The organism is Streptomyces sp. NBC_01775, from assembly GCF_035917675.1.
Lineage (GTDB): Bacteria > Actinomycetota > Actinomycetes > Streptomycetales > Streptomycetaceae > Streptomyces.
In genome coordinates this window covers 8,187,549-8,214,172 of sequence record NZ_CP109104.1, presented here as the reverse complement: position 1 = coordinate 8,214,172, position 26,624 = coordinate 8,187,549, and the positions used below count along the sequence as shown (strand labels likewise).

Here is a 26,624-nt window from a genome sequence, read left to right as displayed (position 1 = left end):
GACGGCCTACGTCGCCGATGACGCTCCGCACCCCGTGCGGCGTGGCGGCGCCGTACAGGTCACCGCCGACGCGCGGTGAAGTATCCGGCGACGAGGGTGCTGACGATGGCGCCGTACGTGCCGAGGCCGCCGCCCACGTCCTGGGGATCTCCCGCCGCGTCGAGGGGAAAGAGCGCCATCAGCGCGAAGAAGCCGCCCGGCAGCACCTCGGTGCGGCGGCCGGTGACGGCGCGGGCGACGGCGGGGGCCGCGGACGGCTGGGCGCCGCTTCCCCCGGAACAGAAGGCGCGCACGGCACGCGTCACGCACGGCACCACGCGCGAGGGGCGCCCGTGTGTGACGGGTGCCCCTCGCGCGCGTGTGCGGCGTCGGTCTGCCGGGCTCAGGCGCCCCGCAGCGCGGCGCCGGTGCGCTCGACGGCCGCGGCCACCGCCGCGTCCCGCGCCGCCGACGCCTCCTCGGCCTTCAGCGTGCGGTCGGGGGCGCGGAAGCGCAGCGCGTAGGCGAGCGACTTCCTTCCCGCGCCGAGCTGTTCACCGGTGAAGACATCGAACAGCCGCAGGGACTCCAGCAGTTCACCGGCTCCGGCACGCAGCGCGCTCTCCACGTCGGCCGCCGGAACGGCGGCGTCCACCACGAGCGCCACGTCCTGGGTGGCCACCGGGAAGGTGGATACGCGCGGCGCGCGGACGGGCCCGGCTCCGGCGCGCTCGACCAGGTCGAGGTCCAGCTCCATGGCGCAGCTGCGCTCGGGCAGGCCGAGGGCCTTCAGCACGCGCGGGTGCAGCTCTCCGGCGTGCCCCACCAGGACCCGCTCACCGTCCAGGACGACATGGAGCGCGGCACACCTGCCCGGGTGCCAGGGTGCGAACCGGGCGTTCTCCACCGTGAGTTCGGCGCCCGCCTCGGCCGCCACCGTGCGGGCGGCCTCGACGGCGTCCGCCCACTCGGCCGGGCGGCCCTTGCCCCACCAGCCGGCGCGCTCGCGTGCGCCCGCCAGGACGACGGCGGCGTGCCGGGGCTGTTCGGGCAGCGCCGCGTCCAGCGAGGCGAGCTGCTCCTCGGTGGGCCTGCTGGTCACCGGCAGCCGCTCGGGCACGGTCTCCGTGCCGCTGGGCAGGAACACCAGCCCGGTCTCGAACAGCGCCAGGTCGTGGCTGCCCCGTCCGTCGTTGCGGCGCAGGGCGGCGAGCAGGCCGGGCAGCAACGTGGTGCGCAGGCCCGGCTCCTCGTCCGAGAGCGGGTTGACGAGCTGGACGGTGCGGCGGCGGGTGTCGCCCGCGTCCAGGCCGAGCGCGTCGAAGACCGCGGCGCCGACGAACGGGTAGGAGGGCGCCTCGGTGTAGCCAGTGCCCGCCAGGACCCGGCCGATACGGCGGTGGAGGCGCTGCCGCTCGGTCAGTCCGCGCCCGGGCAGCGGCCTGGGCAGCGTGGAGGGCAGGTTCTCGTAGCCCTCCAGCCGGACGACCTCCTCCGCCAGGTCGTTCGGGTCGGTCAGGTCGGGCCGCCACGAGGGGACGGTGACCGTCAGCTCGTCCTGGCCGTAGACGTCGCACCCGACCTGCTGGAGGCGGCGTACGACGGTCTCGCGGCCGTAGGCGACACCGGCGACCTTGTCCGGGTGGTCGGCGGGGACGCGGATGGTGCGCGGGCCCGAGGGCGTCTTGATCTCGGTGACACCCGCCTGAGCCGTACCGCCCGCGAGGAGGACCAGCAGGTCGACGGCGCGCTGCGCGGCGGCGGAGGCCGCCTCGGGGTCGACGCCGCGCTCGAAGCGGCGCGACGCCTCGGAGGAGAGCTTGTGGCGGCGCGCGGTGCGGGCGACGGAGACCGCGTCGAAGTGCGCGGCCTCGATCACCACGTCCGTCGTCCCCCGCGCCTGGCCGGTCCCCGGGTCGGTGGCGGAGTCGGCGATCTCGGTGTTGGCGCCGCCCATGACACCCGCGAGGCCGATGGGGCCGCGGTTGTCGGTGATGACCAGGTCTCCGGAGTCCAGGACGCGCTTGACGCCGTCGAGCGTGGTGAGCTTCTCACCGCTCTCCGCCCGGCGCACCCCGATGGCGCCTTCGACGCGTGACCTGTCGTAGGCGTGCAGGGGCTGGCCCAGCTCCAGCATCACGTAGTTGGTGATGTCGACGGGCAGCGAGACCGGACGCATCCCGGCCTTCTGGAGCCTGCGCCTGAGCCAGATCGGCGAGGCCCCCTCGGGCCGCAGCCCGGTGACCGTCCGGGCCGTGAACCGGTCGCAGCCCAGCGGGTCGGCGACCTTGACGAGGTAGCCGTCCGAGTTGGGCGTGGGCACGTCCAGCAGCGCCGGGTCGCGCAGGGGCAGCCCGTAGGCGGTGGCCGTCTCGCGGGCGAGGCCGCGCATCGACAGGCAGTAGCCGCGATCGGGCGTGACGGCGATGTCGAGGACGTCGTCGACCAGCTCCAGCAGCTCGATCGCGTCGGTGCCGACCTCGTGCTCGGGCGGCAGAACCATGATCCCGTCGTGGTCCTCGCCCATGCCCAGCTCACGCTCGGAGCAGATCATGCCCTCGGAGACATGGCCGTAGGTCTTGCGGGTGCCGACCTCGAAGCCACCCGGCAGAACGGCGCCGGGCAGCACGACGACGACCTTGTCGCCGACGGCGAAGTTGGTCGCACCGCAGATGACGTTCTGCGGCTCACCGGGGCGGGTGCCCGCCGTACCGACGTCCAACTGGCAGTAGCGGATGGGCTTCTTGAAGTCCTTCAGTTCTTCGATGGCGAGGACCTGCCCCACCACCAGCGGGCCCTTGAGCCCGGCACCGGTCTGCTCGACCGTCTCGACCTCAAGACCGGCCGAGATCAGCCTGGCCGCGACATCGCGGCCGGTCTCCGAGGCCGGCAGGTCGACGTACTCCCGGAGCCACGAAAGCGGGGCCCGCATCAGATCTCCATCCCGAACGGCTGGGCGAAACGCACATCGCCCTCGACCATGTCTCGCATGTCCTCGACGTTGTGGCGGAACATCAGCATCCGCTCGATGCCGAACCCGAAGGCGAATCCGCTGTACTTCTCCGGGTCGACGCCGCAGGCGGTCAGCACCCGCGGGTTGACCATGCCGCAGCCGCCCAGCTCGATCCAGCCCTCGCTGCCGCAGGTGCGGCAGGGGTTGTCCGGGTCGCCGACGGACGCGCCCCGGCACACGAAGCACACCATGTCCATCTCGGCGGAGGGCTCGGTGAAGGGGAAGTACGAGGGCCGCAGCCGCGTACTCAGGCCCTCCCCGAACAGCGCCGTGACCATGTGGTCGAGGGTGCCCTTCAGGTCCGCCATGGTCAGGCCCTCGTCGATGGCGAGCAGCTCGACCTGCGTGAAGACGGGGGTGTGGGTCGCGTCCAGCTCGTCGGTGCGGTAGACCCGCCCCGGGCAGATGACGTAGACCGGCAGCTCGCGCTCCAGCAGGGAGCGGATCTGCACGGGCGAGGTGTGCGTACGCAGCACGACGCCGCTGTCCTCGTCGCTACGGGCCTGGTCGGGACCCCGCACGAAGAAGGTGTCCTGCATGGTGCGGGCCGGGTGGTCGGGGTCGAGGTTGAGCGCGTCGAAGTTGAACCACTCCGCCTCGACCTCGGGCCCCTCGGCGACCTCGTACCCCATGGCGACGAAGATGTCCTCGATGCGCTCGGACAGGGTCGTGATGGGGTGGCGGGCGCCGGCGGGCGCGCGGTCGTAGGGCAGCGTGACATCCACGGCCTCCTCGACCAGCACCCGCTCGTCCCGCTCCCGCTCCAGCTCCTCCTGCCTGCTCTTGAGGGCCTTGTTCACCGCGCCGCGTGCCTGCCCGACGCGCTTGCCGGCCTCGGCCTTGGCGTGCGGGGGCAGTGCGCCGATCTCGCGGTTGGCGAGGGCGAGGGGTGACCGGTCGCCCGCGTGGGCCGCCTTCACCTCACGCAGCGCTTCGAGGTCGCCGGCCGCGGCGATCGCGGCGACCGCCGCTTCCCTCGCCCGGTCGATCTCTTCCGGTTTCAGTGCCTCGACCTCGACAGGGTCGTACGAGTTGTTCGGTGCCGACATCTCTTCCCGTGCTTCCGATTGTCCCCCAGCTGTCGCTGGGAGGTGCCCCCTGGCTGCGCCCCGCTCCATGACCTGCGTGCCAAGGGTCGAGTCTAAAGGGGGGTGCGTGGACTCCTGAACGCGGAGGCCACCGGGGCCTTGCGGAGGTTCGCTGTGTGGAGGAGCCCGTGTGCGCCGCGTGGTCAGGCCATGAAGGCCGGGGCGCCCACGGGCAGAATAAATCGGAACTCGGCCCCGCCGACGGCGGAGCGGCCGACGGCGATGGTCCCGCCGTGCGCCTCGACAATGCCCTTGACGATGTAGAGCCCCAGCCCCGTGCCGCCGCGCCTGCTGCCGCGCCAGAAGCGGGTGAACACGCGGCTCATGGACTCCTCCGGGATGCCGGGCCCCTCGTCGCTGACGGTGACCGCCGTGCCGGTGCCTTCCGGCTCGCGGGGCGAGGACGAGGGCTGGATGTCGATCGTGACAGTTCCCTCGCCGTGCCGCACGGCGTTTTCCAGCAGGTTGCCGAGCACTTGGTCGATCTTGTCGGGGTCGGCCCACAGGTCGGGCAGGCCCTCGGCGGTACGGACCTTGAAGCGGTCGCCGGACTGCCCGGCGGCGATGTGCGCGTCGATGTGCCGGCCTACGGCCGCCGCGATGTCGACCGGCTGGCGGCGCACCTCCAGCCGCCCGGAGTCGATACGGGAGATGTCGAGCAGCTCGGCGATGAGCCGGGTGACGCGGTTCGCGTCGGCGTCGACGGTCTCCAGCATCAGCCGCTTCTGGTCGTCGGTGAAGCGCTCCCACTTGGCCAGCAGCGTCGCGGTGAAGCCCTTGACGGAGGTGAGCGGCGAGCGCAGCTCGTGGGCGACGGTCGCGATCAGCTCGGCATGGCTGCGCTCGGTGCGCCGCCGCGCCTCGGTGCCGCGCAGCGTGACCACGACCCGCCGCACCGGTCCCCGGGGCCGCGCGCGCACATAGCGGGCGGAGACCAGCACCTCGCGGCCTCCGGGCAGCAGCAGATTGCGCTCGGGCTGGCCGTTGCGGATGGCGAGGCCGCCGTAGGGGTCGGTGATCTGCCACCAGCGGCGCCCGTCGAGGTCTTCGAGGGGCAGCGCGGTGTGCAAGGGCCGGCCGAGCGCTTCGTGGGGTGCGTATCCGGTGATGCGGGCCGCGGCGGAGTTGAAGCAGACGACGCTGCCGGTGCTGTCGGCGACGACCAGCCCGTCGGGCAGGTCGTCGGGGTGCACGCCCACGTCGGGAGCGCCGTCCCGCACGCCGGTGCGATCATCCGCGCCGGGACCGGGGGCCGGGACGCCGAGGGCGGGGCCGGCGTCACCGGGCGCGGCCTCGCGCGTACGGCCGTCCGAAGCCCTCACGTCCATCCCCGCCCCTCCTGCTGCGCCGTCACCACCGGCGTCCGGGCCGACACCCTACTAGCTCGGTGTGACCGGACGTCACCCTCAACGGGCGCGCTGGGCGCGGGCGGAGGCGTAGAGGCACACGGCGGCAGCGGTCGCGAGATTGAGGCTCTCGGCGCGCCCGTGCAGAGGGACGCGCACCACCGCGTCCGCGAGTGCGCGGGTCTCCTCCGGCAGCCCCCACGCCTCGTTGCCGAACACCCAGGCGGTGGGCCGTGCCATGGTGCCGTCGTCCAGCTCGTCGTCGAGGTCCCGCTCCCCCGCGCCGTCGGCGGCCAGCACCCGCACCCCCGCGCCCGACAGCCCGCGCGCCGCGTCCTCCACGGACACCCCGACGGCTACGGGCAGATGGAAGAGCGAGCCGGCCGAGGCGCGGACGGCCTTGGGGTTGTAGATGTCCACCGAGGCGTCGGTCAGCACGACGGCGTCGGCACCCGCCGCGTCGGCGCAGCGCAGCACGGTCCCGGCGTTGCCCGGGTCGCGCACGTGCGCGAGCACGGCGACCAGCCGGGGACGGGCCTGAAGGATCTCGGCGAAGGGCCGGTCGACAAAGCCGCACAGCGCGACGATGCCCTGCGGGGTGACCGTGTCGGACATCTCGGCGATCACCTCGTCGGAGGCGGTGAGCACGGGCACGCGCGCGGCGCGGGCCGCGTCCAGGATGTCCGCGTGCCGCCCGGCCGCCTCGGGCGTCACATACACCTCGACCAGGTGCTCCATCGCCTCACGTACCGCCTGCGGCCCCTCGGCGACAAAGCGCCGCTCCTTACCCCGGAAGCTCCGCTTCCCGAGCTTGCGCGCGGCGGTGACGCGGGGGGAGCGCAGTGAGGTCAGCTCGGGGGGCATGAAGGTGGTCGCTCGCTTTCGGTCAAAAATTCTCGCCGCCGCGGAGAGAACCACGGCGGCGAGGGTCCGGCGAAATCACCGGGTACATCAGCCAAGACGTACGCGAAACGGCTGCTCACGCAGCCTTGGGCGCGTTGACGTCGCTCGGCAGAGCCTTCTGCGCGACCTCGACCAGCGCGGTGAAGGCGGCGGCGTCGTTCACAGCCAGCTCGGCCAGCATCTTGCGGTCGACCTCGATGGAGGCGGCCTTCAGACCCTGGATGAAGCGGTTGTAGGTGATGCCGTTGGCGCGGGCCGCGGCGTTGATCCGCTGGATCCACAGCTGACGGAAGTCGCCCTTGCGGCGCTTGCGGTCGTTGTAGTTGTAGACGTAGGAGTGGGTGACCTGCTCCTTCGCCTTGCGGTACAGGCGCGAGCGCTGGCCCCGGTAGCCGCTGGCCTGCTCCAGGATCGCCCGGCGCTTCTTCTGAGCGTTGACTGCCCGCTTGACGCGTGCCACTTGATAACTCCTTGTTGGGCGGGGCTGGGATGGCCGGCACGTGAACCGGCCCGTCCGGCCCGAAACGATTGGGTCCCGGTCGAGAGGGGGTGCTTACTTGCCGAGAAGCTTCTTGAGCTTCTTGGCGTCGGCCGGGGCCGCTTCGGTCTTACCAGCGAGGCGACGCGTCAGCGTGGACGACTTGTGCTCGAGGTAGTGGCGGCGACCGGCGCGCTGGCGCATCACCTTGCCCGAGCCGGTGATCTTGATGCGCTTGCGGGTGCCACTGTGCGTCTTGTTCTTCGGCATGTCGCCGTTCTCTCCTCGTCGGTGGCGCGACCGCCTGCGCGCGGGCATGCGGCAGCGCCATCTGGTTCGTGTGGGGTTACCGGGGCAGGTGCCCCGGGAGGGGCTCACGCCTCGGCATGCTCCTGCTCCTCGGCGGGCTCCTCAACAGCGGGCTCCTCGACGGGAGCGGAGTCCTGCTGACGCTCCGCCTTGCGGGCGGCCTGCGCCTCGCGGGCCTCGGCCATGGCCTCGGTCTTCTTCTTGTGCGGACCGAGAACCATGATCATGTTCCGGCCGTCCTGCTTCGGGTTGGACTCCACGAAGCCCAGGTCGGCCACATCGTCCGCGAGCCGCTGGAGCAGCCGGAAGCCCAGCTCGGGGCGGGACTGCTCACGACCGCGGAACATGATCGTGATCTTGACCTTGTCACCCTGCTTGAGGAACCGGACGACGTGACCCTTTTTGGTGTCGTAGTCGTGCGGGTCGATCTTCGGCCGGAGCTTCATCTCCTTGATGACCGTGTGCGCCTGGTTCTTGCGCGCCTCACGGGCCTTCATGGCCGACTCGTACTTGAACTTTCCGTAGTCCATGAGCTTGCACACGGGCGGGCGGGCCTGTGCCGCCACCTCGACGAGGTCGAGGTCATACTCCTGCGCAAGCTCCAGGGCCTTGGCAAGCGGCACAATGCCGACCTGCTCGCCGCTGGGACCAACGAGTCGCACCTCGGGGACGCGAATCCGGTCGTTGATGCGGGGCTCGGCGCTGATGGGGCCTCCTCGGGTACACCGCGCGGCAGTCTGGCGGACGGCCGCGCATGATTCTGAATAAGTGTGACCACCGCACCTGGACGCACAAAACGCCCCGGACGGGACACAGGCGGGGCTCCTCACAGACCGGGAGCACCGCCGCGATTCACCGCGGGGCGCAGCCTGACCGTTGACCCGCGGCCAGGAGAGCCGCCAGGTGGGAGATCGGAGCCTCCACTTGCGGGCTGAGGTCCGTCACTCAGGACAGTCTTCAGCCGGTCGTGCTCCCAGCATACCAGGGACGACGGGGAAGAAGCCCCCGAAGCCCGCACGCCCGTGCGGGTGGGCCTGGGCATAAGGTGGCCCGCATGAGCGACGCCGCAGCCGGGCTCTCCGGCCAGACCCCCGACTTCGACAGCATGACCCGCGACATCGCGGATGTGCCGGCGGTCGAGGTGATCACCACCGTAGCGGTGCACCTGATGAGCTCCGCCGCCGTGAACCTCGGTCTGGCCGAGGAGGGCGAGCAGCACCGGGACCTGGACGAGGCGCGGAAGCTGATCCACGCCCTCGCGGGGCTGGTCACGGCGAGCGCGACCGAGATCGGCTCCTACCACGCGGCCCCGCTGCGTGACGGCCTCAAGTCGCTCCAGCTCGCCTTCCGCGAGGCGTCCACCGTCCCGGACGAGCCGGGCCAGGGCCCCGGCGAGAAGTACACCGGGCCGGTACACGGCTGAGGTCCCCCGCGCTTGAGGGCCGCGCGCCGCGAGGGTACGCAACGCTCGGGCGCGCACCGCACGCGTACACATCGCGAGAGGGCGCATCCGTCAGCCCACATCCGGTTCGGTCCTGGGCCTTCTGTTCGGCTGCGGGTGCGTGATCATGTGGACGTACGCCGCCACGGCCGCGCCGACCAGTGGGGCCACGATGAACAGCCACAGCTGGGTGAGCGCCGCGCCGCCCGCGAAGATCGCGGGGGCGATGCTCCGCGCCGGGTTCACCCCGGTGCCGGTCAGCGGGATGCCGACCAGGTGGACGGTGGCGAGGGCGATGCCGATGGGCAGCCCGTCGAAGCCGACCACCGCGACCTTGTGGGTCACCGCCAGCACGACGTAGACGAACAGGAACGTCAAGATCAGCTCGGCGACGAAGGCACCGCCGGTGTTGATGTGGACCGCCGAGCGGTCGCCGAAGCCGTTGCTGCCGAACGTCTCGCTCGTCTGGAGGCCCGGCACCTGCTTGGCGATCAGGAACAGCAGCGCGGCGCCCGCGATACCGCCGACGATCTGCGCGATCCAGTACTTGACCGCCATCTCCAGATCTATGCGCCCGGCCAAGAACATGCCGAGCGTCACCGCCGGATTCGCATGGGAGCCGGAGATCGGCCCGACGGCGTACGCCAGTGCGAGCAGCACGAAGCCGAACGTGAGCGCGATGCCGAGCGTGCCGATGTACTCGGCCGCCAGCACCGCGGCGCCGACTCCGAAGAAGACCAGCAGCAGCGTGCCCAGGAACTCCGCGGCCAGCGGCTGGGGCTTGTCTTCCAGGGCCCTGAGCTGCGCCGGGCCCGCCTGGAGCGACTTGACCTGCATGTCGACCTCCCGTGGGGGTCGTAGGAGGCTGCCGGGGATCGGTCTGTCCCCGGGCGCTCCTCCTGAGTGTCCGACGCGCCGCGCCGGGCCGCACTTCGGGACGGGGTCAGCGCCGGTAGAGGGCCCTTTCCGGCAGGGCGCTGCCGGGCGGGAGCAGAGCCAGGTCGATCCCGCGCACCAGGCGCGAGCGCAGCGCCTCGTCGGCGGCTAGCGCCCCCGCCAGCCGCTGGGCGACGACGGAGACCTCGGCTCCGGGCGCGAGGGCGAGCGCGAGCGTGCCGTCGGAGGAGTCGCCGCCGGGCGTCAGATGGGCGCCGGTGATCTCGGGCTCCGCCGCGAGCACGGCGCGCAGGGCCTCGGCCACCGCCGGGTCGTCGGCGGGGCGCGCGGGAGCGCGGCCCTCGGCCAGTGCGTAGAGGGCGGGGCCGGTCAGCTCGAAGGGCACCGGGCCTGCCACATCCAGGAGGACGGTGTCGGCCTTCTCGTGCACGGCGGCCTGGAGCGCCTGGTGGAGGGGGACGGCCACGGGGCGGGCCTCGGGGCGCCAGCGGGCGAGGGCCTCGGTGGAGGTGAAGGCGGGCAGGGCGCGGCGTCCGCCGGGTGCGTTGAGGGTGGGGACAGCCATGTCGCTGGTCTTGTCGCGGCGCAGTCCGTCCTCGCCGGTCTCCGCCTCCGTCAGGACGGCGACGACGGGGACGAGGAGCCGGGCACCCGGAAGCGCCTGGAGGACGCCTGCCTCGGTCTCGGATCCGGGACCGGCCTGCCAGGCGGCGAGCGCCTCGGCGAGAGCTGGGTCGGCGGTGCCGTCGTCGCTGGAGAAGGCCGATGCGGGAATGTTCTTGAGCGCCACGCAGCGAGCGTATCCGGTGGGCGTCCCGCCCACCGGAGGCGGTGGGCAGTTCTTTCTGCTGCCCTCTTCCTGGTGCTGTGCAGGGACTTTCCTGGTGCTGTGCGGGGGCTGCTCCTGCCTGTGCTTCGCAGGGTGCGGGTGCCTTGTGGGCTGGGCGGGGCCCACGCGGCGGAGCCGCACATATGACACAGCACCGCGCCCCTTGGGGGCACGGCCTAACGTCGGGGGATGGATACGACGGACGGGCGGGACAGGGGATCGAGCGCGGTGCTGGAGGCGGCCCTCGCGCCGGTGCGGGGCCGCTGCGAAGGGCGGCTGGCGGTGGCGGTGCGGGAGGGAGGAGCACCGGGAGTGGCGGTCAGCGGGGACGGGCAGTTCGTCGCGGCGAGCGTCATGAAGGTGAACATCCTCGCCGCGCTGCTGCTCGGGCGGCAGGACGGGATCCCGGGCGGCGCACGGGAGTTGAGCGCCCGGGAGGCGGCTCCGTGGGAGCTGTCCGCTCAAGAGAGCGCGTGGGCGGCGGCGATGATCGAACGCAGCGACAACGAAGCGGCGAACGCGCTGTGGCGCGCGGCCGGCGGCGCCGAGGGCCTCGCGCGGGCCAACCGCCGCCTCGGCCTCTCCCGTACCGAGCCGGATCCCTCGGGCCGCTGGGGACTGAGCCGTACGACGGCCGCCGACCAGCTCGCGCTGCTGGACGCCGTCTTCGGCCGCGGCGAGGACGCGCCCGGCGAGCTCGCGTACGGCGCCCGGGAGCGGATCCGGGCTCTGATGGGGCGCGTCGTCGGCACGCAGCGCTGGGGCGTCACCGCGGCCGGGGACCCCGGGGCGCCGGCCGAGCTGAAGAACGGCTGGCTGCCGCGTACGGCGACGGGGCTGTGGGTGCTCAACAGCGTGGGGCGGGTGACGGCGGGCGGGCGCTCCTGGCTGCTCGCCGTGCTCTCGGACGGGCACACCACCCGGGAGCGCGGCACCGCGCGGGTGGAGGAGGCGGCGCGCGCCGCCGTCACCGCGCTCGCGCTCAGTAGCCGCCAGGCGGGCCGGGACCTGGGCCCCCGCCCGGCGGCACCCGGCCCCTGTCCGGCTCCCGGCCCCGCTCCCGGCCCGGCAGGGCGAGGTTCCGCAGCGCGGGCGGAAACCGGGGGGTGAAGCCCCGCCAGACGGCGAGCGCCGCACCGATCAGCAGTGCTCCGAGGACGGCGGCGGCCACGGCGAACCATCCGGGGCTGCCGTCGCCGTCGCCGGGCCCGGCCCCGAAGTGGCTCCGGGAGTACTCACCGGTGCTGGGCCGCTGCTTGCGTGCCTTGATGTGGGTGCCCATCTCGATGGCGGCCGAGGGGTCCACCACTCCGGTGCCCAGCGCGTCGCTGCGCCCGCCCTCGGGGGTGTTCCTGGCGGTGTCGGAGAGCAGTTCCTTGAGCTGGGCGGGGCTCAGGTCGGGGTGTGCCGCCCGGACGAGGGCGACGGCGCCGGAGACGAAGGCCGCCGCCGCGCTGGTGCCCCAGCCCTCGTAGTAGGTGCGGTCGGGGTCGGCGATGAGGATGTCCTTGCCGGGCGCCGCGACCGTGGCGTACCAGCGGCGGGTGGAGAAGGCGGCGCGCGCGTCGTAGCGGTCGACGGCGGCGACCGCGATCACCCCCGGATAGGCGGCGGGGTAGGAGACATGGTCGCCGTCCTCGCCGCCGTTGCCCGCCGAGGCGACCACGACGGAGCCCTTGCGCAGGGCGTAGCGGACGGCGGCGTCCTCGCGGGGGTCGGGGTGGGCGGAGTCGCTGTCGTCCCCGAGCGAGAGGTTGATGACATCGGCGTCGTGGTCGGCCGCCCAGCGGATGCCGTCGGCGAGCGCGGTGCCACGGGCGTCACGGGCCTTCTTGCGCTGCGGGTCCGAGTCCTCCAGCAGGACGCGTACGGGCAGGATCCGGGCCTCGGGGGCGACGCCGAGCACTCCGTCCCTGCCTTGGGAGCCGTGGCCGTGGCCGGCGATGATCCCGGCCATGGCGGTGCCGTGCCGGGCCCAGGCGCGGTCGCCCTTCTTGGCGCCCATGCCGAGGAGATCCTTGCCCTTGCCGACGTTCCTGGAGAGGTCGGGGTGGCCGGCGTCGACGCCGGTGTCGAGCACGGCGACGGTGACGCCCCGCCCCTTCGTGGTCTTCCACGCGGCCTTCGCCCGGAGGGCCTTGAGACCCCACTCCTGCGCCTGGATGCCCTCGCCCTGGGCGTGTGCCGGGCCGGCCGTGACGGGGGCGAGAGCCAGCAGGGCGGCCAGCAGGACGGCCGGCGAGCGGCCGGTGTGCCTGCGTTTCATCGGCGCTCGTCCTTCTCCTCCGGTGCGGCTTTCCCGTCCTTCTCCGGTGCCTGCTTCCCGTCCTTCTCCGGTGCCGGCTTTCCCTCCGAGCCCCGGTCGGCGCCCGAGTCCGGGTCGCCGCCCGACTCGGGACCCGCGCCCGCTGTCTCCTTGTGCAGGCCGCGCTCGACGCGGTCGGCGATGCCCTGCGCGTCGTGGCCGAGCCCCGCCTGCGCCGCCGCGGAGGTCTCGCCCTTGCGGGTCGCGTCGGACGCCGACTGGGGGTCGCTGACGACGCGTCCGTCCGCGAAGCCGCTGACCGAGTAGACGACGACGGGCGCGTCCTCCAGCACGTGGACGGTCCAGCTGGCGCGCTGGGCGTCGCCGAAGTCGGCGGCGACGGTGCCGCGTCCGGCGTAGGGGCGGGGCATCAGGTCGGTGCGCTCGGTCAGGTTCTCGGTGGCGAAGCGCTTGCGCAGGTCGCTCATTGCCTCGGGGTCGGCCTTGGTGAACAGCAGGCCGACGGTGGTGACGCTGCTGGTGGTCTCGTCGGCGTAGGTGGCGCGCACCAGTCGTGAGCAGCCGACGGCTGAGAGGGCCTTGACCAGCATGGGGTCGAAGGCGTGGGAGCAGCCGCCGGCGGGGGCGACGGCGACCCGGGTCCAGTCCCGGTCGGCGCCGCCGGGGCCCGCGCCCTTGCCCTTGAGGGTGCGCGGGAAGAGCGTGTCGACGGGCACTTGGTGCCAGGCGGCGCGGGCCCCGTCGAACCCCTTGTCCAGGCCGGGGCGTTCGCTGGAATCTCCCGTCAGCCAGGCCCCGGCGCCCGCGCCGCCGAGCAGCCCGATCCCCAGGACGAGGCAGGCGGCGGCAGCGACCGTGCGGGCACCCAGCGGGGAGCGTCCGGCGTCGCCGGGCCGCCGTGGGGGCGGGGCGGGTGTGACCGACGGCGGCGGTGGCGCCGGGACCGCCGCGGGGGTGCGGGGCGGTACGGAGGGCGGCGCGGGATGGTGGGGCGGCCGTATGGAGTCGGCGGGGTGCGTCTGCTGTACGGGCTCCAGCGGGGCGCCTCCGTTGGGGGCGCCGGGACCCTCACCGCGTCCGGGCGCGGGTTTCGGCGCTGTCACCGGGCCTGCCGTCTCCGGGGCGCCGGTCGCATCCGGGTCCGCGGCGCCGGCCGGGGTCCGTCCCCGCGGCGCGTCCGGTGGGACGGCGGGCGGCGCGGGGAGGTCCTTCGGGCGTGCGGCAAGGCGCGGCGCTGTGAGGGGCTCGCCCGTGGGAGGGGCGGGCTGGGGCGGCGGGGCCGGTGCCGGCGGGCGGAGGGGACGCGAGCGGTCGCGGGGAGCGGGGACCTGGGCGCGCGTGGCCTCGTCCGCCTCCCTTTCCCGGGAATGTGGCATCTGTTCGCTGGATTCGTCTTCCGGGGTCGGCTCCGCTTCCGGCTCGGGACCCTTCGCGCCATCCTCGTCGTCCTCGCCCTCGTCGGGGCGGGCCGGGGGCGGCGGGGCTGCGGGTCTCGGGGGGACGCTGGGACGCGGAGGGACTGCGGGGCGGGGCGGGGCGCTGGGCTGCGGGGGGACGGCGGGCTCGTCCGGCGGCCCGGGCGGGACGCCTGCGGGATCGTCCGAGGGCCTGGGCGGGATGCCGGGAGGCTCCGGGACGCGGGTGCGATCGGCGTCAGTGCTCATGCGCACCCCCTCCCGCGCGGTGCCACCTCACACGAATGCCCTTTCGGGGCTGACGGGTTCGTATCGGACAGTGCGCCGTGTGCCATCCCGCCACGGCGTGGCGTTACTCTACGGTGCCCACCGGGCAGGACGGCAACCCGCCCGAGGTGCGCGGACGGAGGCTGTCGCGCGGCGGGGGGCTGTGCCTCGGGTCCGGGCTCTGGCAAGCTGCGAGGGTGTTCGATACGACTGCCGATCCCGCCGCAGACCGCGCCCGGTACGACCGCGCGACCGCCCATCTGGACGCGCCGCTCGCGCTGGTCGATCTGGAGGCGTTCGACGCCAACGCGGACGATCTGGTGCGCCGCGCCGCGGGGAAGACGCTGCGCGTGGCCAGCAAATCGGTGCGCTGCCGCGCCCTGTTGGAGCGGGCGTTGGCCAAGGACGGCTTCAGCGGGGTGATGGGCTACACGCTGGCCGAGTCGCTGTGGCTGGCCCGCTCGGGCATGCGCGACGTGCTGCTGGCCTACCCGTCGGCGGACCGCGCCGGCTACGCGGAGCTGGCCGCCGATCCCAAGCTGGCCGAGGCGGTGACCGTGATGGTCGACGACCTCGCGCAGCTCACGCTGATCGACGCCGCGCGGGACGGCGGCAGCGAGGAGATCCGGGTCTGCCTCGAACTGGACACCTCGCTGTGGCTGTTGGGCGGCCGGGTACGCGTCGGGGCCCGCCGATCCCCGCTGCACTCCCCCGCCGACCTGGCCGAGCTGGCGCGCGCGGTACAGCGGCGCCCCGGTTTCCGGCTGGTGGGCGTCATGGCGTACGAGGGCCATGTGGCGGGCGTGGGCGACGCGGTGCCGGGTTCACCGCTGCGCTCGCGCGGGGTACGGCTGATGCAGGCGGCGGCGCGGCGGGAGCTGGCGGGGCGGCGGGAGGCCGCCGTGCGGGCGGTGCGCGCGGTGGCGCCGGACCTGGAGTTCGTCAACGGCGGCGGCACCGGCAGCGTGCAGCACACGGCCGCCGAGGAAGCGGTCACCGAGATCGCCGCCGGGTCGGGCCTGTACGTGCCGCGGCTGTTCGACAACTACACCTCCTTCACCGGCCGCCCCGCCGCGCTGTTCGCGATGCCCGTGGTGCGCAGGCCGGGCGTCGGCGTGGTGACGGTGCTGGGCGGCGGCTACCCCGCCTCCGGCGTCGCGGGCAAGGACCGGCTGCCGCAGCCGTATCTGCCCACGGGGCTGCGCTACGACCCGCAGGAGGGACCCGGCGAGGTGCAGACCCCCCTGCTGGGGCAGCCGGCCGACGACCTGCTGATCGGGGACAAGGTGTGGTTCCGGCACGCCAAGTCGGGCGAGCTGTGCGAGCGGTTCGACACCCTGCACCTGGTCGAGGGCGCACGGGTGACCGCGAGCGTGCCGACCTACCGGGGCGAGGGCATGACCTTCCTGTGAGGCCCGCACCCGGGCCTCGCGGAATCCGGCCCCCGCCTCACGGGGACCGACCCCGCCTCATGTGGCCTGACCCCGCCTCAGGGGACGGGCCTCAGACCGCCTCGCCGTTGTCGTCGGAGTCGCTCCCGCCGTCGAGCTCCGTCTTGACCAGGCCCTTGCGCAGCCCGTCCAGGTCGGCCGGTGGCGGTGCGTCGTCCGCGACGTCGACGCTGCTCCAGAGGGTGAGTATCTCCTCGGGCAGATGCGGGGAGCGGAAGACGACGGACTCGACGTAGGCGTCGGGGCCCTTCTTGTTGTCGATGCGCCAGCGGACGTGGTACCCGGGCTGGCCCATGACGGTGACGGCGCCCTTCTCGGTCACCTTGTGCGAGGCGATGCCGCCGTACGCCTTCTTCGCGTACGACTCCTTGGCGTTCTTGGCCACCTGGAGTTCGGTCGCGCCCTTCAGCTCCTTCTCGCCCTCCCAGCCGCTGGAGACCGGCAGGACGCTGGCGCCGCCACGCACACAGTCCTGGGACTGCGGCTTGGGGCAGGTGTAGGAGGACTCGCTGCTGACGAAGGCGGAGTCGGAGTGGGGCTGTTCCCACTTGTCCAGGATCGGAATGCCGACACCGGCTCGGGGGTTGTCGACGACCTCGCCGGTGTCCGGCGAGGTCGAATCCTCCTCGGACGGGCCGTCGTCGGGCGGGGTGTTCCCGCCGTCGTCCCCGCCGTCCTGGCCGGGCTTCTCCGAGGAGGTGGCCGAAGGCTTCGATCCGGCCTCGGAGCCGTCGCCGTCCGAGTCGTCGTCGGAGCCGCCCAGGAGCAGGACGCCCGCGACGGCGAGCGCCGCCACGAGCACCCCAGCGCCCACGATGCCCGCGATGAGCGGACCGCGCCCGGCGCCGCCGCCCGGAGGGGACGGCGGCGCCGGGGGTATGCCCGTGCCGGGGCGGGTGTGCGCGGTCCATGTGGTGCCGTCCCACCAGCGTTCCTGGGGCGGGAGTTGGGGTGTCTGTCCCGGATCGGGGTACCAGCCGGGCGGCGTCGTCATGCTCACGCACGCACCCTATGGCCAACACCTGTGCGGCACACAGGGGGGCCGGTGCGTCAGACGGCGCCGTGCGCCCGGCTGCCGGCGACCTCGCCGCCCTCGCCGTACGCCGTGTCGTCCTGATCCGGGATGACGGTGCCGTCGCTCCTGTGGACCGGGCCGAGGCTGCCGTCGGGGTGGGTGAAGCCCTTCGTGGCGCACGGGTAGGGGTCGGCCTTGCGCGGCAGCGGCTCGATGAACATCGGGTTCACGGCCCAGCGGCCGTCGGCGTCGTCGTAGCCACGGCACATGATCTCGGGCTTGTTGCGGTTGAGCACGAGGTGGGTGCCCGTCGCGTCGCCGACGAAGGTCACATCGGTGTCCGCGTCGCCGCCGCCGATCGCGATGCGGTGCCGCCGGTCCTGCTTCTTCCAGGCTTCGGCGCCCTTGATGCCGTAGATCTCCTGGTTGATGACGCAGCGCTTGCCGTCGATGTACGGGATCGCCTCGCCCTGGCCCGCCGGTACGTCGCCGCAGCCCTCCGTCGCGGTGGTGATCCTGCCGTGCTCGAGGACACTGCGGATGGCGAGGGTGTGCGCGCGGTCGATGCCGACGCCGGTCGCCCACTCCTCGGCCACCGGCTCCGAGCCCGCGGAGACGATGTAGACGTCGAACCCGGCCTTCTGCAACGTGCGGACGAGGTCCTTCTGCTGGTCGTAGTAGCGGCCGTAGGCGGGCACGGTGTGGGTGCCGACCTTCTGCTCGCTGCCGATGGGTGCGGCCAGCGCCTCGTCGCGGGCCGCACGCGCGTACGAGCGCAGCTCGGCGACGGTGTGCCCGGCGAACAGCTGCGGTACCCAGGCGTACTCGGGCACGGTGCGGCGGTGGTTCCAGTCCCCCGCGAACGCCTCCTCGCCGCCCATCGTCTCGGCCTCGCCGCGCACCTGGAGGATCTCGTCGGCGCACGCGGCGTTGCGCGAGGTGGGCAGCGGGCGGCCGACGGGGACGTCGGTGCCGCACGCCTCGGTGAGCGCGCGGTCCGCCGCGGGGGTGAGCCACTTGCTGGTGGCCGCCCAGCTCTTGGGGCGCAGGATCTTGTCGTGCTTGAGGGCCCAGGCGATGGTGGCGTCGGTGGAGTCGTTCTTGACGATCGTGTTGTCCCAGTCGAACGCGGCGACCGGGCGGTGCTTGCCGCCTCGCCAGTGCGGGGAGCAGGTGCCGCGCTCGTCGATGGTGCGCTGGAGTTTGGCACGGTTGGCGCCGTGCCAGGGCAGCTCTTCGGAGAGCTGCGGGCAATGGGGGCGGTCGCCGCCGCCGCTCTTGTGCGCGTCGGCTGGTACCGGGGCCGTCGCCTGCGCGGGGGCTGTGGTGAGGGTCGCGGCGAGGGCCGCGGCCATGGTGAGGCCTGTCAGGACGGATCTGCTGCGCATGTGGCGCCCCTCCTGGGTTGTCGACGTTGACCGTGTGCACGCTACATCCATGCGACCGCCGATGTGCTCCCCGACCCCGGACGACCAGCGCCTCGCGGCGCGCCGAAGAGTCGGACCCTCGCTGTTCGGGTGCGCCGTCAGTTCACCAGCAGGGCGCTGTCCCACGACGTCGTCGGTGCGTTCCCCGTGGCGTAGGTGTGAAGGGCGAAGGCGATGCCCGTGGCTCCTTCCGGAAAGCCGGAGCGGTCGAGACCGCGCGCCGCGAGCGAGCGGCACGCACACCCCGTGTGCGAGACCGAAGTTGGCATGCTCGGCTGCCGGCTCGTCCCTGGCCAGCGGGTAGCGGCCGATCCCGGCGGTGCCGCCGAGGGCGTCGTAGCAGTTCCGCGCGCCGACCGGCTCCCCCGCACGCACCCGCTCCCGGTCGGCTCGCGCGTCCACTGGGCCATGACGTGGGTCATGGCCCAGTGGACGCGAGAGGCGGACGAGGACGGGCGGTGCCCGTAGTCACGGACCAGGCGCCGTTGCAGCACTGGCCAGTAGCCCGTCCGGCGCTTGAGGACCTCTCACAGCGGCGTCACATACGCACCGGCGATGCCCCCGTCCACCAGGAACTCAGCGGCGTTCACGAACGACGCGTCGTCGCTGGCGAGGAACGCGACCGCCGCCGCGATCTCCTGCGGCTCGGCGAACCGTCCCACCGGCACGTGGACCAGCCGCCGCTGGGCCCGCTCGGGGTCCTTCGCGAAGAGTTCCTTCAGGAGGGGCGTGTTCACCGGGCCGGGGCACAGCGCGTTCACCCGGATGCCCTCGCGGGCGAACTGGACCCCCAGTTCGCGGGACATCGCCAGCACCCCTCCCTTGGAGGCGGTGTAGCTGATCTGGGAGGTGGCGGCGCCCATGACGGCGACGAAGGAGGCGGTGTTGATGATGGAGCCGCGTCCCTGCGCGCGCATGTAGGGCAGCGCGGCCTTGCAGCACAGGTAGACGGAGGTGAGGTTGACCTGCTGGACGCGCTGCCAGGCGTCCAGCCCGGTCTCCAGGATGGAGTCGTCGTCGGGGGGCGAGATGCCCGCGTTGTTGAACGCGATGTCGACGGAGCCGTAGGTGTCGTGGGCGGCGCGGAAGAGGGCCTGTACCTGGTCGGGGTCGGTGACGTCGGACTGGACAAAGAGGCCGTCGGTCTCCTCCGCCGCGGCTCTGCCGCCCACCGCGTCCACGTCGGCGCACACCACGTGCGCGCCCTCGGAGGCCAGCCGTCGCGCCGTCGCGAGGCCGATGCCGCTGCCCGCTCCGGTGATGACGGCGGTGCGGCCGACGAGGCGGCGGCAGACGGGAGCTGTCGCGTCGGTGTGGCCGGTGCCGGCGCCGGTGTCGCTCACTGGCTCTCCTCCGTGCTGATGAAGACGTTCTTGGTCTCGGTGAAGGCGGCGAGCGCGTCGGGGCCCAGCTCACGGCCGAGTCCCGATTGCTTGTAGCCGCCGAAGGGCGTCGAATAGCGCACGCTGCTGTGCGAGTTGACGGACAGGTTGCCGGCGGCGACGGCCCGCGAGACACGCAGGGCACGGGCCCCGTCGCGGGTCCACAGGGAGCCGGAGAGGCCGTAGGGGGTGTCGTTGGCCAGCCGTACGGCCTCCTCCTCGTCCTCGAAGGGGAGGACGACGGCGACGGGGCCGAAGATCTCCTCCAGCGCCGTCCGCTCTCCGGGCGCCGCCTCCAGCACGGTGGCCGGATACCAGAAGCCGGGGCTGCCGGGGGCCTCGCCACGGATGAGCGCGGAGGCGTCCTCGGGTACGTAGGAGCGGACGCGCTCGCGCTGGCGGGCGGAGATGAGGGGCCCCATGTCGGTGCCCTCGTCGGCGGGGTCGCCGACGGTGAAGGCCTGGACGGCCGGCTCCAGCAGCGCGAGGAAGCGGTCGTAGACGGAGCGCTGGACGAGGATGCGGCTGCGGGCGCAGCAGTCCTGGCCGGTGTTGTCGAGGAAGGAGCCGGGCGCCGAGGCGGCTGCCCGCTCCAGATCGGCGTCGGCGAAGACGATGTTGGGGCTCTTGCCGCCGAGTTCGAGGGTCACCGGCTTCACCTGCGCCGCGCACTGGGCCATGACGCGCTTGCCGACAGCGGTGGAGCCGGTGAAGACGACCTTGGCCACGCCAGGGTGCTCGACCAGCGCGTTCCCCGCGACGGGCCCCTCGCCGGGCAGCACCTGGAAGAGGCCTTCGGGCAGCCCTGCCTCCAGCGCCAGCTCGGCCAGCCGCATCGCGGTGAGCGGCGTCGTCTCCGCGGGTTTGAGCAGCACCGCGTTCCCGGCCGCGAGCGCCGGGGCCGTGCCCCAGGCGGCGATCGGCATCGGGAAGTTCCAGGGGGCGATGACGGCGACCACGCCGAGCGGCTCGGCGAACGTGAGGTTCACGCCGCCCGCCACCGGGATCTGACTGCCTGTCAGTCTTTCGACGCCACCCGCCGCGTACTCCAGGAGGTCGCGGACGTTGCCCGCCTCCCAGCGGGCGTTGCCGATCGGGTGGCCCGCCTCGTTCACCTCGATCCGGGCCAGGCCCTCGCGGGTGATGTCCACCATCGCGGCGAAGCGGCGCAGCAACCGGGCGCGGTCGGCGGGCGCGAGCGCGGCCCACTCCGCCTGCGCACGGGTGGCGCGGGCGACGGCGGCGTCCACGTCGGCGGGCGAGGCGGCCTGGACGCTGCTGATCAGCTCCTCGGTCGCCGGATTGATGACGTCGAGCTCGCGCTCGTACGCGTCGTGGTGGTGCACGGTCTGCAACTCAGCCCTCACATACGTTCGAAGGAGCGATAGCGCTCCCAGTCCGTCACGGCGGTGTCGAATGCCCGCTGTTCCACCCGGGCCATGTTGAGGTAGTGGTCCACCACCTCGGTACCGAAGGCGTCACGGGCCAGTGAGCTGTCCTCCCACAGTTCCGCGGCCTCGCGCAGGGTGCTGGGCACGTGCGCCGCGTCGCCCTTGTAGGCGTTTCCGGTGCACGCCTCGGGGGGCTCCAGTTCGTGGTCGATGCCGTGCAGTCCGGCGGCGATCATTCCGGCGACGGCGAGGTAGGGATTGACGTCGCCCCCCGGCACGCGGTTCTCCAGGCGGTGCCCGTGGCCGTGGCCGACGACGCGCAGGGCGCAGGTGCGGTTGTCCGGGCCCCAGGCGACGGCGGTGGGGGCGAAGGAGCCGGGCTGGAAGCGCTTGTAGGAGTTGATGTTCGGCGCGTACAGGAGGGTGAACTCGCGCATCGCGGCGAGCTGTCCGGCCAGGAAGTGCCGCATCAACGGCGACATCCCGTACTCCCCCGCCTCGTCGGCGAGCAGGGCGGCGCCGGACTCGTCGCGCAGGGAGAGGTGGATGTGGCAGGAGTTGCCCTCGCGCTCGTCGTACTTCGCCATGAAGGTGAGCGCCTGGCCCTCCTGCGCCGCGATCTCCTTGGCGCCGGTCTTGTAGAGGGCGTGCTGGTCGCAGGTGGTGAGCGCTTCGGCGTAGCGGAAGGCGATCTCGTGCTGTCCCAGGTTGCACTCACCCTTGGCGGACTCGACGATCATGCCGGCGGCGGCCATCTCGTTGCGGATACGGCGCAGCAGGGGCTCGACGCGGCCGGTGCCGAGGATCGAGTAGTCGACGTTGTACTGGTTGGCCGGGGTCAGCCCGCGGTAGCCGCCGTCCCACGCCTGTTCATAGGTGTCCTGGAAGACCATGAACTCCAGCTCGGTGCCCACGTAGGCGCCCCAGCCGCGGTCGGCGAGGCGGGCGAGCTGGCGCTGGAGGATCTGCCGGGGCGAGGCGGCGACCGGGCTGCCGTCGTGCCAGGCCAGGTCGGCGGTGAGCAGCGCGGTGCCGGGGTTCCAGGGGACGCGGCGGAGGGTGGCGGTGTCGCCGTGCATGGCGAAGTCTCCGTAGCCGCGCTCCCAGGAGGACATCTCGTAGCCGTCGACGGTGTTGAGGTCGACGTCGACGGCCAGGAGGTAGTTGCAGCCCTCGCTTCCGCCGTCGAGCACGTCGGAGAGGAAGTAGGGCGCGGCGAACCGCTTTCCCTGGAGGCGTCCTTGCATGTCGGTGAAGGCGAGGACGACGGTGTCGATCTCGCCGCCCTCGACGAGTCTGCGCAGTTCGCCGACGGCGAGCGGTGGTGTGCGGTCTGCCACGAGTGGGCCTCCTGTCGGTCCGCGGAAGCCATAAGGTAGTCGTGAAGACCATTGAAACGGAAGGGGGTTCCATGCGGGAGGACGACAGGCTGGCGACGGTGCTGCGGACGGTCCGGGCGGGCAACGGCTTCGAGGAGGCGCTGGAGCAGATACTCCAGATCGTGCGCCTCGGCCTCGTCCCGGAGGGCGAGCGGCTGCCGGCCGAGCGGGAGCTGGCCGAGCGGCTCGGCATCAGCAGGGTCACCCTCCGCGAGGTGCTCAGGGTGCTGGCCGAGCAGGGCGTCGTGGAGAGCCGGCGCGGACGCTACGGCGGCACGTTCGTCCTGCCGTACGGGGCGGCGGGCGGCGAGGCCCCCGAGCGGCTGCGGGACCGGGCCGCGGGCCACGGCCTGGAAGACACGCTCCGCTTCCGCGAGGTCCTGGAGGCGGGCGCGGCCGAACTGTGCGCGGCGCGCGGCCTGTCGGAGGCCGAGGCGGCGCGGCTGCGCCAGGCGCTGGGCGCGACCAGTGAGGCGGCGCTGAGCGACTACCGCAGGCACGACACCCTGTTCCACCTCACGCTCGTGGAGCTGGCGGGCTCCCCCTCGCTGACGGCGCAGTACGCCGCTGTCCGCGCCACCCTCAACGACCTGCTGAACCGGATCCCGCTGCTCGTCAGGAACCTGGAGCACGCGCAGCAGCAGCACGCGGCGCTGGTGGCGGCCGTGCTGGAGGGCGACGGCGAGGGTGCCCGTGCCGTCGCGCGTGAGCACTGCGCGGGCACCGCCTCGCTGCTTCGCGGCTTTCTGTCCTGAGACACCCGGTTCCACCCCTTGCCGTCCGCTACGGGGCATGCCGTAACAGCGCGTTCATGCACAGGGGTTGCGCCGCACCGGACCTCCGCACAAAGGTATGCCAGCACACCAATGGCTGACGGCGGGAGTGTGGCGTATGTCCGAAGAAACAGAGTCACCCACGGGAGCCGGCGGCCCCGCGGCGCCTGCCGACCCGGACGCGGCGTACCTGGAGCGCCGTACGCTGCGGCGCGGCAGCGCGGGCCCGCTGCTGCTGTCCGGACTGGGCGTGGCCTATGTCGTCTCCGGTGACTACTCCGGCTGGAACGCGGGCCTGGCCGAGGGCGGCTTCGGCGGGCTGGCGATCGCCGCGGTCCTCATGGGCCTCATGTACACCTGCATGGTCTTCGCGCTCGCCGAGCTGTCCGCCATCCTGCCCACGGCGGGCGGGGGTTACGGCTTCGCGCGCCGCGCGCTCGGCCCGTGGGGCGGCTTCCTCACCGGCACCGCGATCCTGATCGAGTACGTGCTGGCCCCGGCCGCGATCGTCTGCTTCATCGGCGACTACGTCGAATCGCTGGGCCTGTTCGGCCTGGAGTCGGGCTGGCCCGTCTACCTCGTCTGCTTCGTGCTCTTCATCGGCGTCCATCTGTGGGGCGTCGGCGAGGCGCTGCGCTTCTCGCTGGTGGTGACCGCCATCGCGGTCGCCGCGCTGCTGGTCTTCGTCGTCGGCGCGTTCACCGAGTTCAGCACGGCGAACCTCGACGACATCCCGGCCGACTCCGGCGCCTTCGGCTCCGGTTCCTGGCTGCCGTTCGGAGTGCTGGGGATCTGGGCGGCGTTCCCGTTCGGCATGTGGTTCTTCCTCGGCGTCGAAGGGGTGCCGCTGGCCGCCGAGGAGACCCGCGACCCGGCGCGTACGCTGCCCAAGGCTATGGCCTGGTCCATGGGCATCCTGCTGCTCCTCGCGCTGCTCACCTTCCTGGCCGCCACCGGAGCGCGCGGCTCCGCCGCGATCCAGGACGTGGGCAATCCCCTGGTCGAGGCGCTCCAGCCGGACGGCAAGGCGACGACGCTCTCGCGCATCGTCAACTACGCGGGCCTGGCCGGGCTCGTCGCCTCCTTCTTCTCGCTGATCTTCGCGGGCTCGCGCCAGCTGTTCGCGCTCTCCCGCGCCGGATACCTGCCGCGCTTCCTGTCCCTCACCAGCCGCCGCAAAGCCCCCTACCTGGGCCTGCTGCTGCCCGGTGCCCTCGGCTTCGCACTGGCGGCCGGCAGCGGGGACGGCGCGAAGATGCTGAACATCGCGGTGTTCGGCGCGACCATCTCCTACGCCCTGATGTCGCTCTCGCACATCGTGCTGCGCAGGCGCGAGCCGCGGCTGCACCGCCCTTACCGCACCCCCGGCGGGGTGCTCACCTCGTCGGTCGCCTTCGTCCTCGCGCTGTCCGCACTGGTGGCGACGTTCCTGGTCGACAAGCAGGCGGCGCTGATCGCGCTCGTCGTCTACGCGGTGGCCGTCGCCTACTTCGCCCTCTACTCCCGGCACCGCCTCGTCGCCGCCGCACCCGAGGAGGAGTTCGCCGCGCTGGCGGAGGCGGAGGCGGAACTGACGTAGGAACTGCGGCAGGCTGGGGCCCGCACCAGGCACAGCGCACCCGCACAGCGCACTCGCACAGCGCACTCGCACAGCACATGGCACAGCCGGAGGACACGTGACGCGCACAGCCCCGCCCCCGCTCATCGGCATCAGCACCTATCTGGAGCCGAGCGCCCACTGGGGCGACTGGCACCTGCCCGCGGCGCTCCTCCCGGCGGGCTACCACCGGCTGGTCCAGCGCGCGGGCGCGCGGGCCGTCCTGCTGCCCCCCGACGGCGGCCCGGGGGCGGCGGCGGACACCGTCGCCCGCCTCGACGCGGTCGTCACGGCGGGCGGCCCCGATGTGGACCCCGCCTGTTACGGGGCACGGCGGGCGCCCGAGACGGGCCCGGCCCATCCGGAGCGCGACGCCTGGGAGCTGGCCCTCACCCGCGAGGCCCTCACCCAGGGGGTGCCGCTGCTGGGCATCTGCCGGGGGATGCAGATCCTCAACGTCGCCTGCGGCGGCACCCTCGTCCAGCACCTGCCCCGCACCCACGCGCACCGGGGCGCGCCCGGCATCTTCTCCACCCACCCGGTCGAGCCCGTACCCGGCACGCTGCTCGCCCAGGTGCTGCCCGGCCCTGTGGACGTCCCGACGTACCACCACCAGGCCGTCGACCGCCTCGGCGAGGGCCTCGTCGCGGGGGCGTACGCGACGGAGGACGGCACGGTCGAGGCGGTCGAACTCCCCGGCGCCGCCGCCTTCGCGCTCGCGGTCCAGTGGCACCCCGAGGCGGGCGAGGACCTCCGCCTGATGCGCGCCCTCGTCGCCGGGGCGGAGGCCGGAAGGCGGGTTCGCGAGGGGGCTCACGGGTCCGGCGAAGTCCGGTGCGGTTCCGCAGCGCCCTGAAGGGGCGCGGGGAACTGCGCGACAAGCCACGACGGACCCGCAGATGACGCACCGGCCTCCCGGCGGACCGCTTAGGCGGCGGGCCTGAGCCGACACCTCAGGGCCTGGTCGGGGCCCGGTCGGGCCCTCTCACCGGGCGCGGGTCAGCGACAGCAGGTGGCGGGCCGGGCCCGCCGGGCGGGCACCGCGAGGCCATACGGCGCGCAGCGCGCGGCTCAGTTCGGTGTCCGCCACCGGGACCTCGACCAGCCGGCGGGCCGACAGCTCCTCCCCCACGGCCAGTTCGCTGAGCACGGCGGGGCCGGCGCCGCTGACGGCGGCGGCTTTGACGGCCGTCGTGGAGGCGAGTTCGAGCAGCGGGGGCGCCAGGCCGCCGTGGTCGGCGAGGGCGGAGTCGAGGACCTGCCGGGTCCCGGAACCCGGCTCGCGCAGCACCAGCCCGGTGCGCGCCAGTTCGGCCGGCTCCAGCGGGGCGCGGCGGCGGGTCCAGGGGTGGCGGGGTGCCGCCACGACCACCAGCCGGTCGTGGGCGATGACCGTGCCGTCCAGCCCCGCCGGTATCCCGAGCCCCTCCACGAATCCCAGGTCGGCCTCGCCGTCGAGGAGCATGCGCGTCACGGCGGAGCTGTTCCCCGCGTGCAGTGAGACCGCGGTGTCGGGCCGTTCCGTGCGCAGCGCGATCAGCCAGCCGGGCAGCAGATACTCGGCGATCGTCATGCTGGCGGCGACCCTGAGCCGGGAGTCGCGGCGGTCGCGCAGGGCGCCGGCTCCGGCGTCGAAGGCTTCGGCGGACTCGACGATGCGCCGCGCCCAGTCGGTGACCAGCGCTCCCGCCGGGGTCAGGCGCGAGCCGTGCGGCGAGCGCTCCAGCACCGTGACACCGAGCATCCGCTCCATGGAACGGATGCGCTCACTGGCGGCCGGCTGGCTGACGCCGGTCTCCCGCGCCGCCCGTCCCAGGCTGCCGAGCCGCGCCACGGCCAGGAGCAGCTCCAGCGCCCCCAGCTCCGGCACCCGGTGCGCCAGCCCCGGCCTGCGCCGCTCACCCGGGCGGTGCTGCTCGTCCGGCCTGCGCCGCTCGCCCTGCCTGCGCTGCTCCTCGGTTCCCATAAGGCCACCTTA

24 protein-coding genes and 2 pseudogenes are annotated in these 26,624 nt (G+C 73.3%); 6 read left to right on the top strand and 20 right to left on the bottom strand.

The annotated features are described in order from the left end of the window. Positions 1 to 59: 59 nt before the first annotated feature. The 8 genes from OHB04_RS36230 to infC all read right to left on the bottom strand — a co-directional run bounded on the left by OHB04_RS36230 (position 60) and on the right by infC (position 7,823). Positions 60 to 305 carry a hypothetical protein gene (locus OHB04_RS36230; protein ID WP_326691869.1) on the bottom strand — a complete coding sequence of 82 codons (246 nt, stop codon included), beginning with the start codon at positions 303 to 305 and terminating at the stop codon, positions 60 to 62. Between the two features lie 77 nt (positions 306 to 382). Beyond that, positions 383 to 2,911: a phenylalanine--tRNA ligase subunit beta gene (gene pheT, locus OHB04_RS36225; protein WP_326809115.1), complete on the bottom strand. Its 2,529-nt coding sequence runs from the start codon at positions 2,909 to 2,911 to the stop codon at positions 383 to 385. After that, on the bottom strand, positions 2,911 to 4,041 hold the full coding sequence (gene pheS, locus OHB04_RS36220; RefSeq protein WP_326809114.1) for a phenylalanine--tRNA ligase subunit alpha: 1,131 nt from the start codon (positions 4,039 to 4,041) through the stop codon (positions 2,911 to 2,913). The genes pheT and pheS overlap by 1 nt, the downstream gene beginning before the upstream one ends. A gap of 182 nt (positions 4,042 to 4,223) precedes the next feature. Further along, positions 4,224 to 5,408 (bottom strand): sensor histidine kinase, encoded by a 1,185-nt coding sequence (locus OHB04_RS36215; RefSeq protein ID WP_326691866.1) that lies wholly within the window; start codon positions 5,406 to 5,408, stop codon positions 4,224 to 4,226. Between the two features lie 78 nt (positions 5,409 to 5,486). Continuing rightward, entirely contained in the window at positions 5,487 to 6,290 is an 804-nt protein-coding gene (locus tag OHB04_RS36210; RefSeq protein ID WP_326691865.1) for a TrmH family RNA methyltransferase, read from the bottom strand. Positions 6,291 to 6,405: 115 nt separating this feature from the next. After that, positions 6,406 to 6,789, bottom strand: a complete 384-nt coding sequence (rplT, locus tag OHB04_RS36205) for a 50S ribosomal protein L20 (RefSeq protein ID WP_099878845.1) — start codon at positions 6,787 to 6,789, stop codon at positions 6,406 to 6,408. A 93-nt stretch (positions 6,790 to 6,882) separates the two neighbouring features. Next, on the bottom strand, positions 6,883 to 7,077 hold the full coding sequence (gene rpmI / locus OHB04_RS36200; RefSeq protein ID WP_326691864.1) for a 50S ribosomal protein L35: 195 nt from the start codon (positions 7,075 to 7,077) through the stop codon (positions 6,883 to 6,885). A gap of 104 nt (positions 7,078 to 7,181) precedes the next feature. Beyond that, positions 7,182 to 7,823 carry a translation initiation factor IF-3 gene (infC, locus tag OHB04_RS36195; RefSeq protein WP_326693078.1) on the bottom strand — a complete coding sequence of 214 codons (642 nt, stop codon included), beginning with the start codon at positions 7,821 to 7,823 and terminating at the stop codon, positions 7,182 to 7,184. Positions 7,824 to 8,170: 347 nt separating this feature from the next. On the opposite strand from infC, the gene OHB04_RS36190 reads away from it, so the two are divergent. Then, positions 8,171 to 8,539 (top strand): DUF1844 domain-containing protein, encoded by a 369-nt coding sequence (locus tag OHB04_RS36190; protein ID WP_326691863.1) that lies wholly within the window; start codon positions 8,171 to 8,173, stop codon positions 8,537 to 8,539. A 90-nt stretch (positions 8,540 to 8,629) separates the two neighbouring features. Here OHB04_RS36190 and OHB04_RS36185 read toward each other — a convergent pair whose 3' ends face one another. Further along, a complete protein-coding gene (locus OHB04_RS36185; RefSeq protein WP_326809113.1) occupies positions 8,630 to 9,394 on the bottom strand; it encodes an MIP family channel protein in 765 nt (254 codons plus the stop codon). 106 nt (positions 9,395 to 9,500) lie between these two features. Beyond that, positions 9,501 to 10,244, bottom strand: coding sequence for an SseB family protein (locus OHB04_RS36180; RefSeq protein WP_326809112.1), 744 nt, complete (start codon positions 10,242 to 10,244; stop codon positions 9,501 to 9,503). Between the two features lie 228 nt (positions 10,245 to 10,472). Between OHB04_RS36180 and OHB04_RS36175 the strand changes: the two are divergent. Then, positions 10,473 to 11,174, top strand: a pseudogene (locus OHB04_RS36175) (serine hydrolase); the annotation flags it as partial. A 91-nt stretch (positions 11,175 to 11,265) separates the two neighbouring features. On the opposite strand, the gene mycP reads toward OHB04_RS36175, so the two are convergent. Then, positions 11,266 to 12,549 carry a type VII secretion-associated serine protease mycosin gene (gene mycP / locus OHB04_RS36170; protein WP_326691860.1) on the bottom strand — a complete coding sequence of 428 codons (1,284 nt, stop codon included), beginning with the start codon at positions 12,547 to 12,549 and terminating at the stop codon, positions 11,266 to 11,268. Beyond that, positions 12,546 to 13,652: a hypothetical protein gene (locus OHB04_RS36165; protein ID WP_326809111.1), complete on the bottom strand. Its 1,107-nt coding sequence runs from the start codon at positions 13,650 to 13,652 to the stop codon at positions 12,546 to 12,548. Before OHB04_RS36165 ends, mycP begins: the two co-directional genes overlap by 4 nt. 776 nt (positions 13,653 to 14,428) lie before the next feature. Between OHB04_RS36165 and OHB04_RS36160 the strand changes: the two genes are divergently transcribed. Beyond that, positions 14,429 to 15,643 carry an amino acid deaminase/aldolase gene (locus OHB04_RS36160; protein WP_326691858.1) on the top strand — a complete coding sequence of 405 codons (1,215 nt, stop codon included), beginning with the start codon at positions 14,429 to 14,431 and terminating at the stop codon, positions 15,641 to 15,643. A gap of 91 nt (positions 15,644 to 15,734) precedes the next feature. Here the strand turns inward: OHB04_RS36160 and OHB04_RS36155 are convergent, their stop codons facing one another. The 7 genes and pseudogenes from OHB04_RS36155 to OHB04_RS36125 all read right to left on the bottom strand — a co-directional run bounded on the left by OHB04_RS36155 (position 15,735) and on the right by OHB04_RS36125 (position 22,237). Further along, positions 15,735 to 16,676 carry a DUF2510 domain-containing protein gene (locus OHB04_RS36155; RefSeq protein WP_326693077.1) on the bottom strand — a complete coding sequence of 314 codons (942 nt, stop codon included), beginning with the start codon at positions 16,674 to 16,676 and terminating at the stop codon, positions 15,735 to 15,737. A gap of 56 nt (positions 16,677 to 16,732) precedes the next feature. Continuing rightward, positions 16,733 to 18,085, bottom strand: a complete 1,353-nt coding sequence (locus OHB04_RS36150; protein ID WP_326691857.1) for a haloacid dehalogenase-like hydrolase — start codon at positions 18,083 to 18,085, stop codon at positions 16,733 to 16,735. A 137-nt stretch (positions 18,086 to 18,222) separates the two neighbouring features. Then, complete coding sequence (locus tag OHB04_RS36145) at positions 18,223 to 18,393, bottom strand: hypothetical protein (RefSeq protein WP_326693149.1); 171 nt, start codon at positions 18,391 to 18,393, stop codon at positions 18,223 to 18,225. Between the two features lie 132 nt (positions 18,394 to 18,525). After that, positions 18,526 to 18,618: pseudogene (locus OHB04_RS36140) on the bottom strand (IS5/IS1182 family transposase); the annotation flags it as partial. A gap of 33 nt (positions 18,619 to 18,651) precedes the next feature. Next, entirely contained in the window at positions 18,652 to 19,467 is an 816-nt protein-coding gene (locus OHB04_RS36135; RefSeq protein WP_326691856.1) for a 3-oxoacyl-ACP reductase, read from the bottom strand. Then, positions 19,464 to 20,852 (bottom strand): aldehyde dehydrogenase family protein, encoded by a 1,389-nt coding sequence (locus OHB04_RS36130; RefSeq protein ID WP_326691855.1) that lies wholly within the window; start codon positions 20,850 to 20,852, stop codon positions 19,464 to 19,466. The genes OHB04_RS36135 and OHB04_RS36130 overlap by 4 nt, the downstream gene beginning before the upstream one ends. A 17-nt stretch (positions 20,853 to 20,869) precedes the next feature. Continuing rightward, positions 20,870 to 22,237: a glutamine synthetase family protein gene (locus OHB04_RS36125; RefSeq protein WP_326809110.1), complete on the bottom strand. Its 1,368-nt coding sequence runs from the start codon at positions 22,235 to 22,237 to the stop codon at positions 20,870 to 20,872. Between the two features lie 71 nt (positions 22,238 to 22,308). Between OHB04_RS36125 and OHB04_RS36120 the strand changes: the two genes are divergently transcribed. From OHB04_RS36120 to OHB04_RS36110, 3 genes are all read left to right on the top strand, one after another. After that, entirely contained in the window at positions 22,309 to 23,031 is a 723-nt protein-coding gene (locus OHB04_RS36120) for a FadR/GntR family transcriptional regulator (RefSeq protein WP_326691853.1), read from the top strand. A 136-nt stretch (positions 23,032 to 23,167) separates the two neighbouring features. Beyond that, on the top strand, positions 23,168 to 24,628 hold the full coding sequence (gene eat, locus OHB04_RS36115; protein ID WP_326691852.1) for an ethanolamine permease: 1,461 nt from the start codon (positions 23,168 to 23,170) through the stop codon (positions 24,626 to 24,628). A gap of 97 nt (positions 24,629 to 24,725) precedes the next feature. Next, positions 24,726 to 25,502: a gamma-glutamyl-gamma-aminobutyrate hydrolase family protein gene (locus OHB04_RS36110; protein ID WP_326809109.1), complete on the top strand. Its 777-nt coding sequence runs from the start codon at positions 24,726 to 24,728 to the stop codon at positions 25,500 to 25,502. A gap of 129 nt (positions 25,503 to 25,631) precedes the next feature. Here the strand turns inward: OHB04_RS36110 and OHB04_RS36105 are convergent, their stop codons facing one another. Next, a complete protein-coding gene (locus OHB04_RS36105) occupies positions 25,632 to 26,612 on the bottom strand; it encodes a LysR family transcriptional regulator (RefSeq protein WP_326809108.1) in 981 nt (326 codons plus the stop codon). Between the last annotated feature and the right edge of the window lie 12 nt (positions 26,613 to 26,624).

What these genes read in the sequence shown, in the direction of transcription:
- rpmI (WP_326691864.1), bottom strand. Translation starts at nt 7,077, where the DNA reads ATGCCGAAGAACAAGACGCACAGTGGCACCCGCAAGCGCATCAAGATC.
- OHB04_RS36145 (WP_326693149.1), bottom strand. Translation starts at nt 18,393, where the DNA reads ATGCCAACTTCGGTCTCGCACACGGGGTGTGCGTGCCGCTCGCTCGCG.
- OHB04_RS36185 (WP_326809113.1), bottom strand. Translation starts at nt 9,394, where the DNA reads ATGCAGGTCAAGTCGCTCCAGGCGGGCCCGGCGCAGCTCAGGGCCCTG.
- OHB04_RS36215 (WP_326691866.1), bottom strand. Translation starts at nt 5,408, where the DNA reads ATGGACGTGAGGGCTTCGGACGGCCGTACGCGCGAGGCCGCGCCCGGT.
- eat (WP_326691852.1), top strand. Translation starts at nt 23,168, where the DNA reads ATGTCCGAAGAAACAGAGTCACCCACGGGAGCCGGCGGCCCCGCGGCG.
- OHB04_RS36120 (WP_326691853.1), top strand. Translation starts at nt 22,309, where the DNA reads ATGCGGGAGGACGACAGGCTGGCGACGGTGCTGCGGACGGTCCGGGCG.
- pheT (WP_326809115.1), bottom strand. Translation starts at nt 2,911, where the DNA reads ATGCGGGCCCCGCTTTCGTGGCTCCGGGAGTACGTCGACCTGCCGGCC.
- mycP (WP_326691860.1), bottom strand. Translation starts at nt 12,549, where the DNA reads ATGAAACGCAGGCACACCGGCCGCTCGCCGGCCGTCCTGCTGGCCGCC.
- OHB04_RS36150 (WP_326691857.1), bottom strand. Translation starts at nt 18,085, where the DNA reads ATGCGCAGCAGATCCGTCCTGACAGGCCTCACCATGGCCGCGGCCCTC.
- pheS (WP_326809114.1), bottom strand. Translation starts at nt 4,041, where the DNA reads ATGTCGGCACCGAACAACTCGTACGACCCTGTCGAGGTCGAGGCACTG.
- OHB04_RS36155 (WP_326693077.1), bottom strand. Translation starts at nt 16,676, where the DNA reads ATGACGACGCCGCCCGGCTGGTACCCCGATCCGGGACAGACACCCCAA.
- OHB04_RS36105 (WP_326809108.1), bottom strand. Translation starts at nt 26,612, where the DNA reads ATGGGAACCGAGGAGCAGCGCAGGCAGGGCGAGCGGCGCAGGCCGGAC.
- OHB04_RS36190 (WP_326691863.1), top strand. Translation starts at nt 8,171, where the DNA reads ATGAGCGACGCCGCAGCCGGGCTCTCCGGCCAGACCCCCGACTTCGAC.
- OHB04_RS36210 (WP_326691865.1), bottom strand. Translation starts at nt 6,290, where the DNA reads ATGCCCCCCGAGCTGACCTCACTGCGCTCCCCCCGCGTCACCGCCGCG.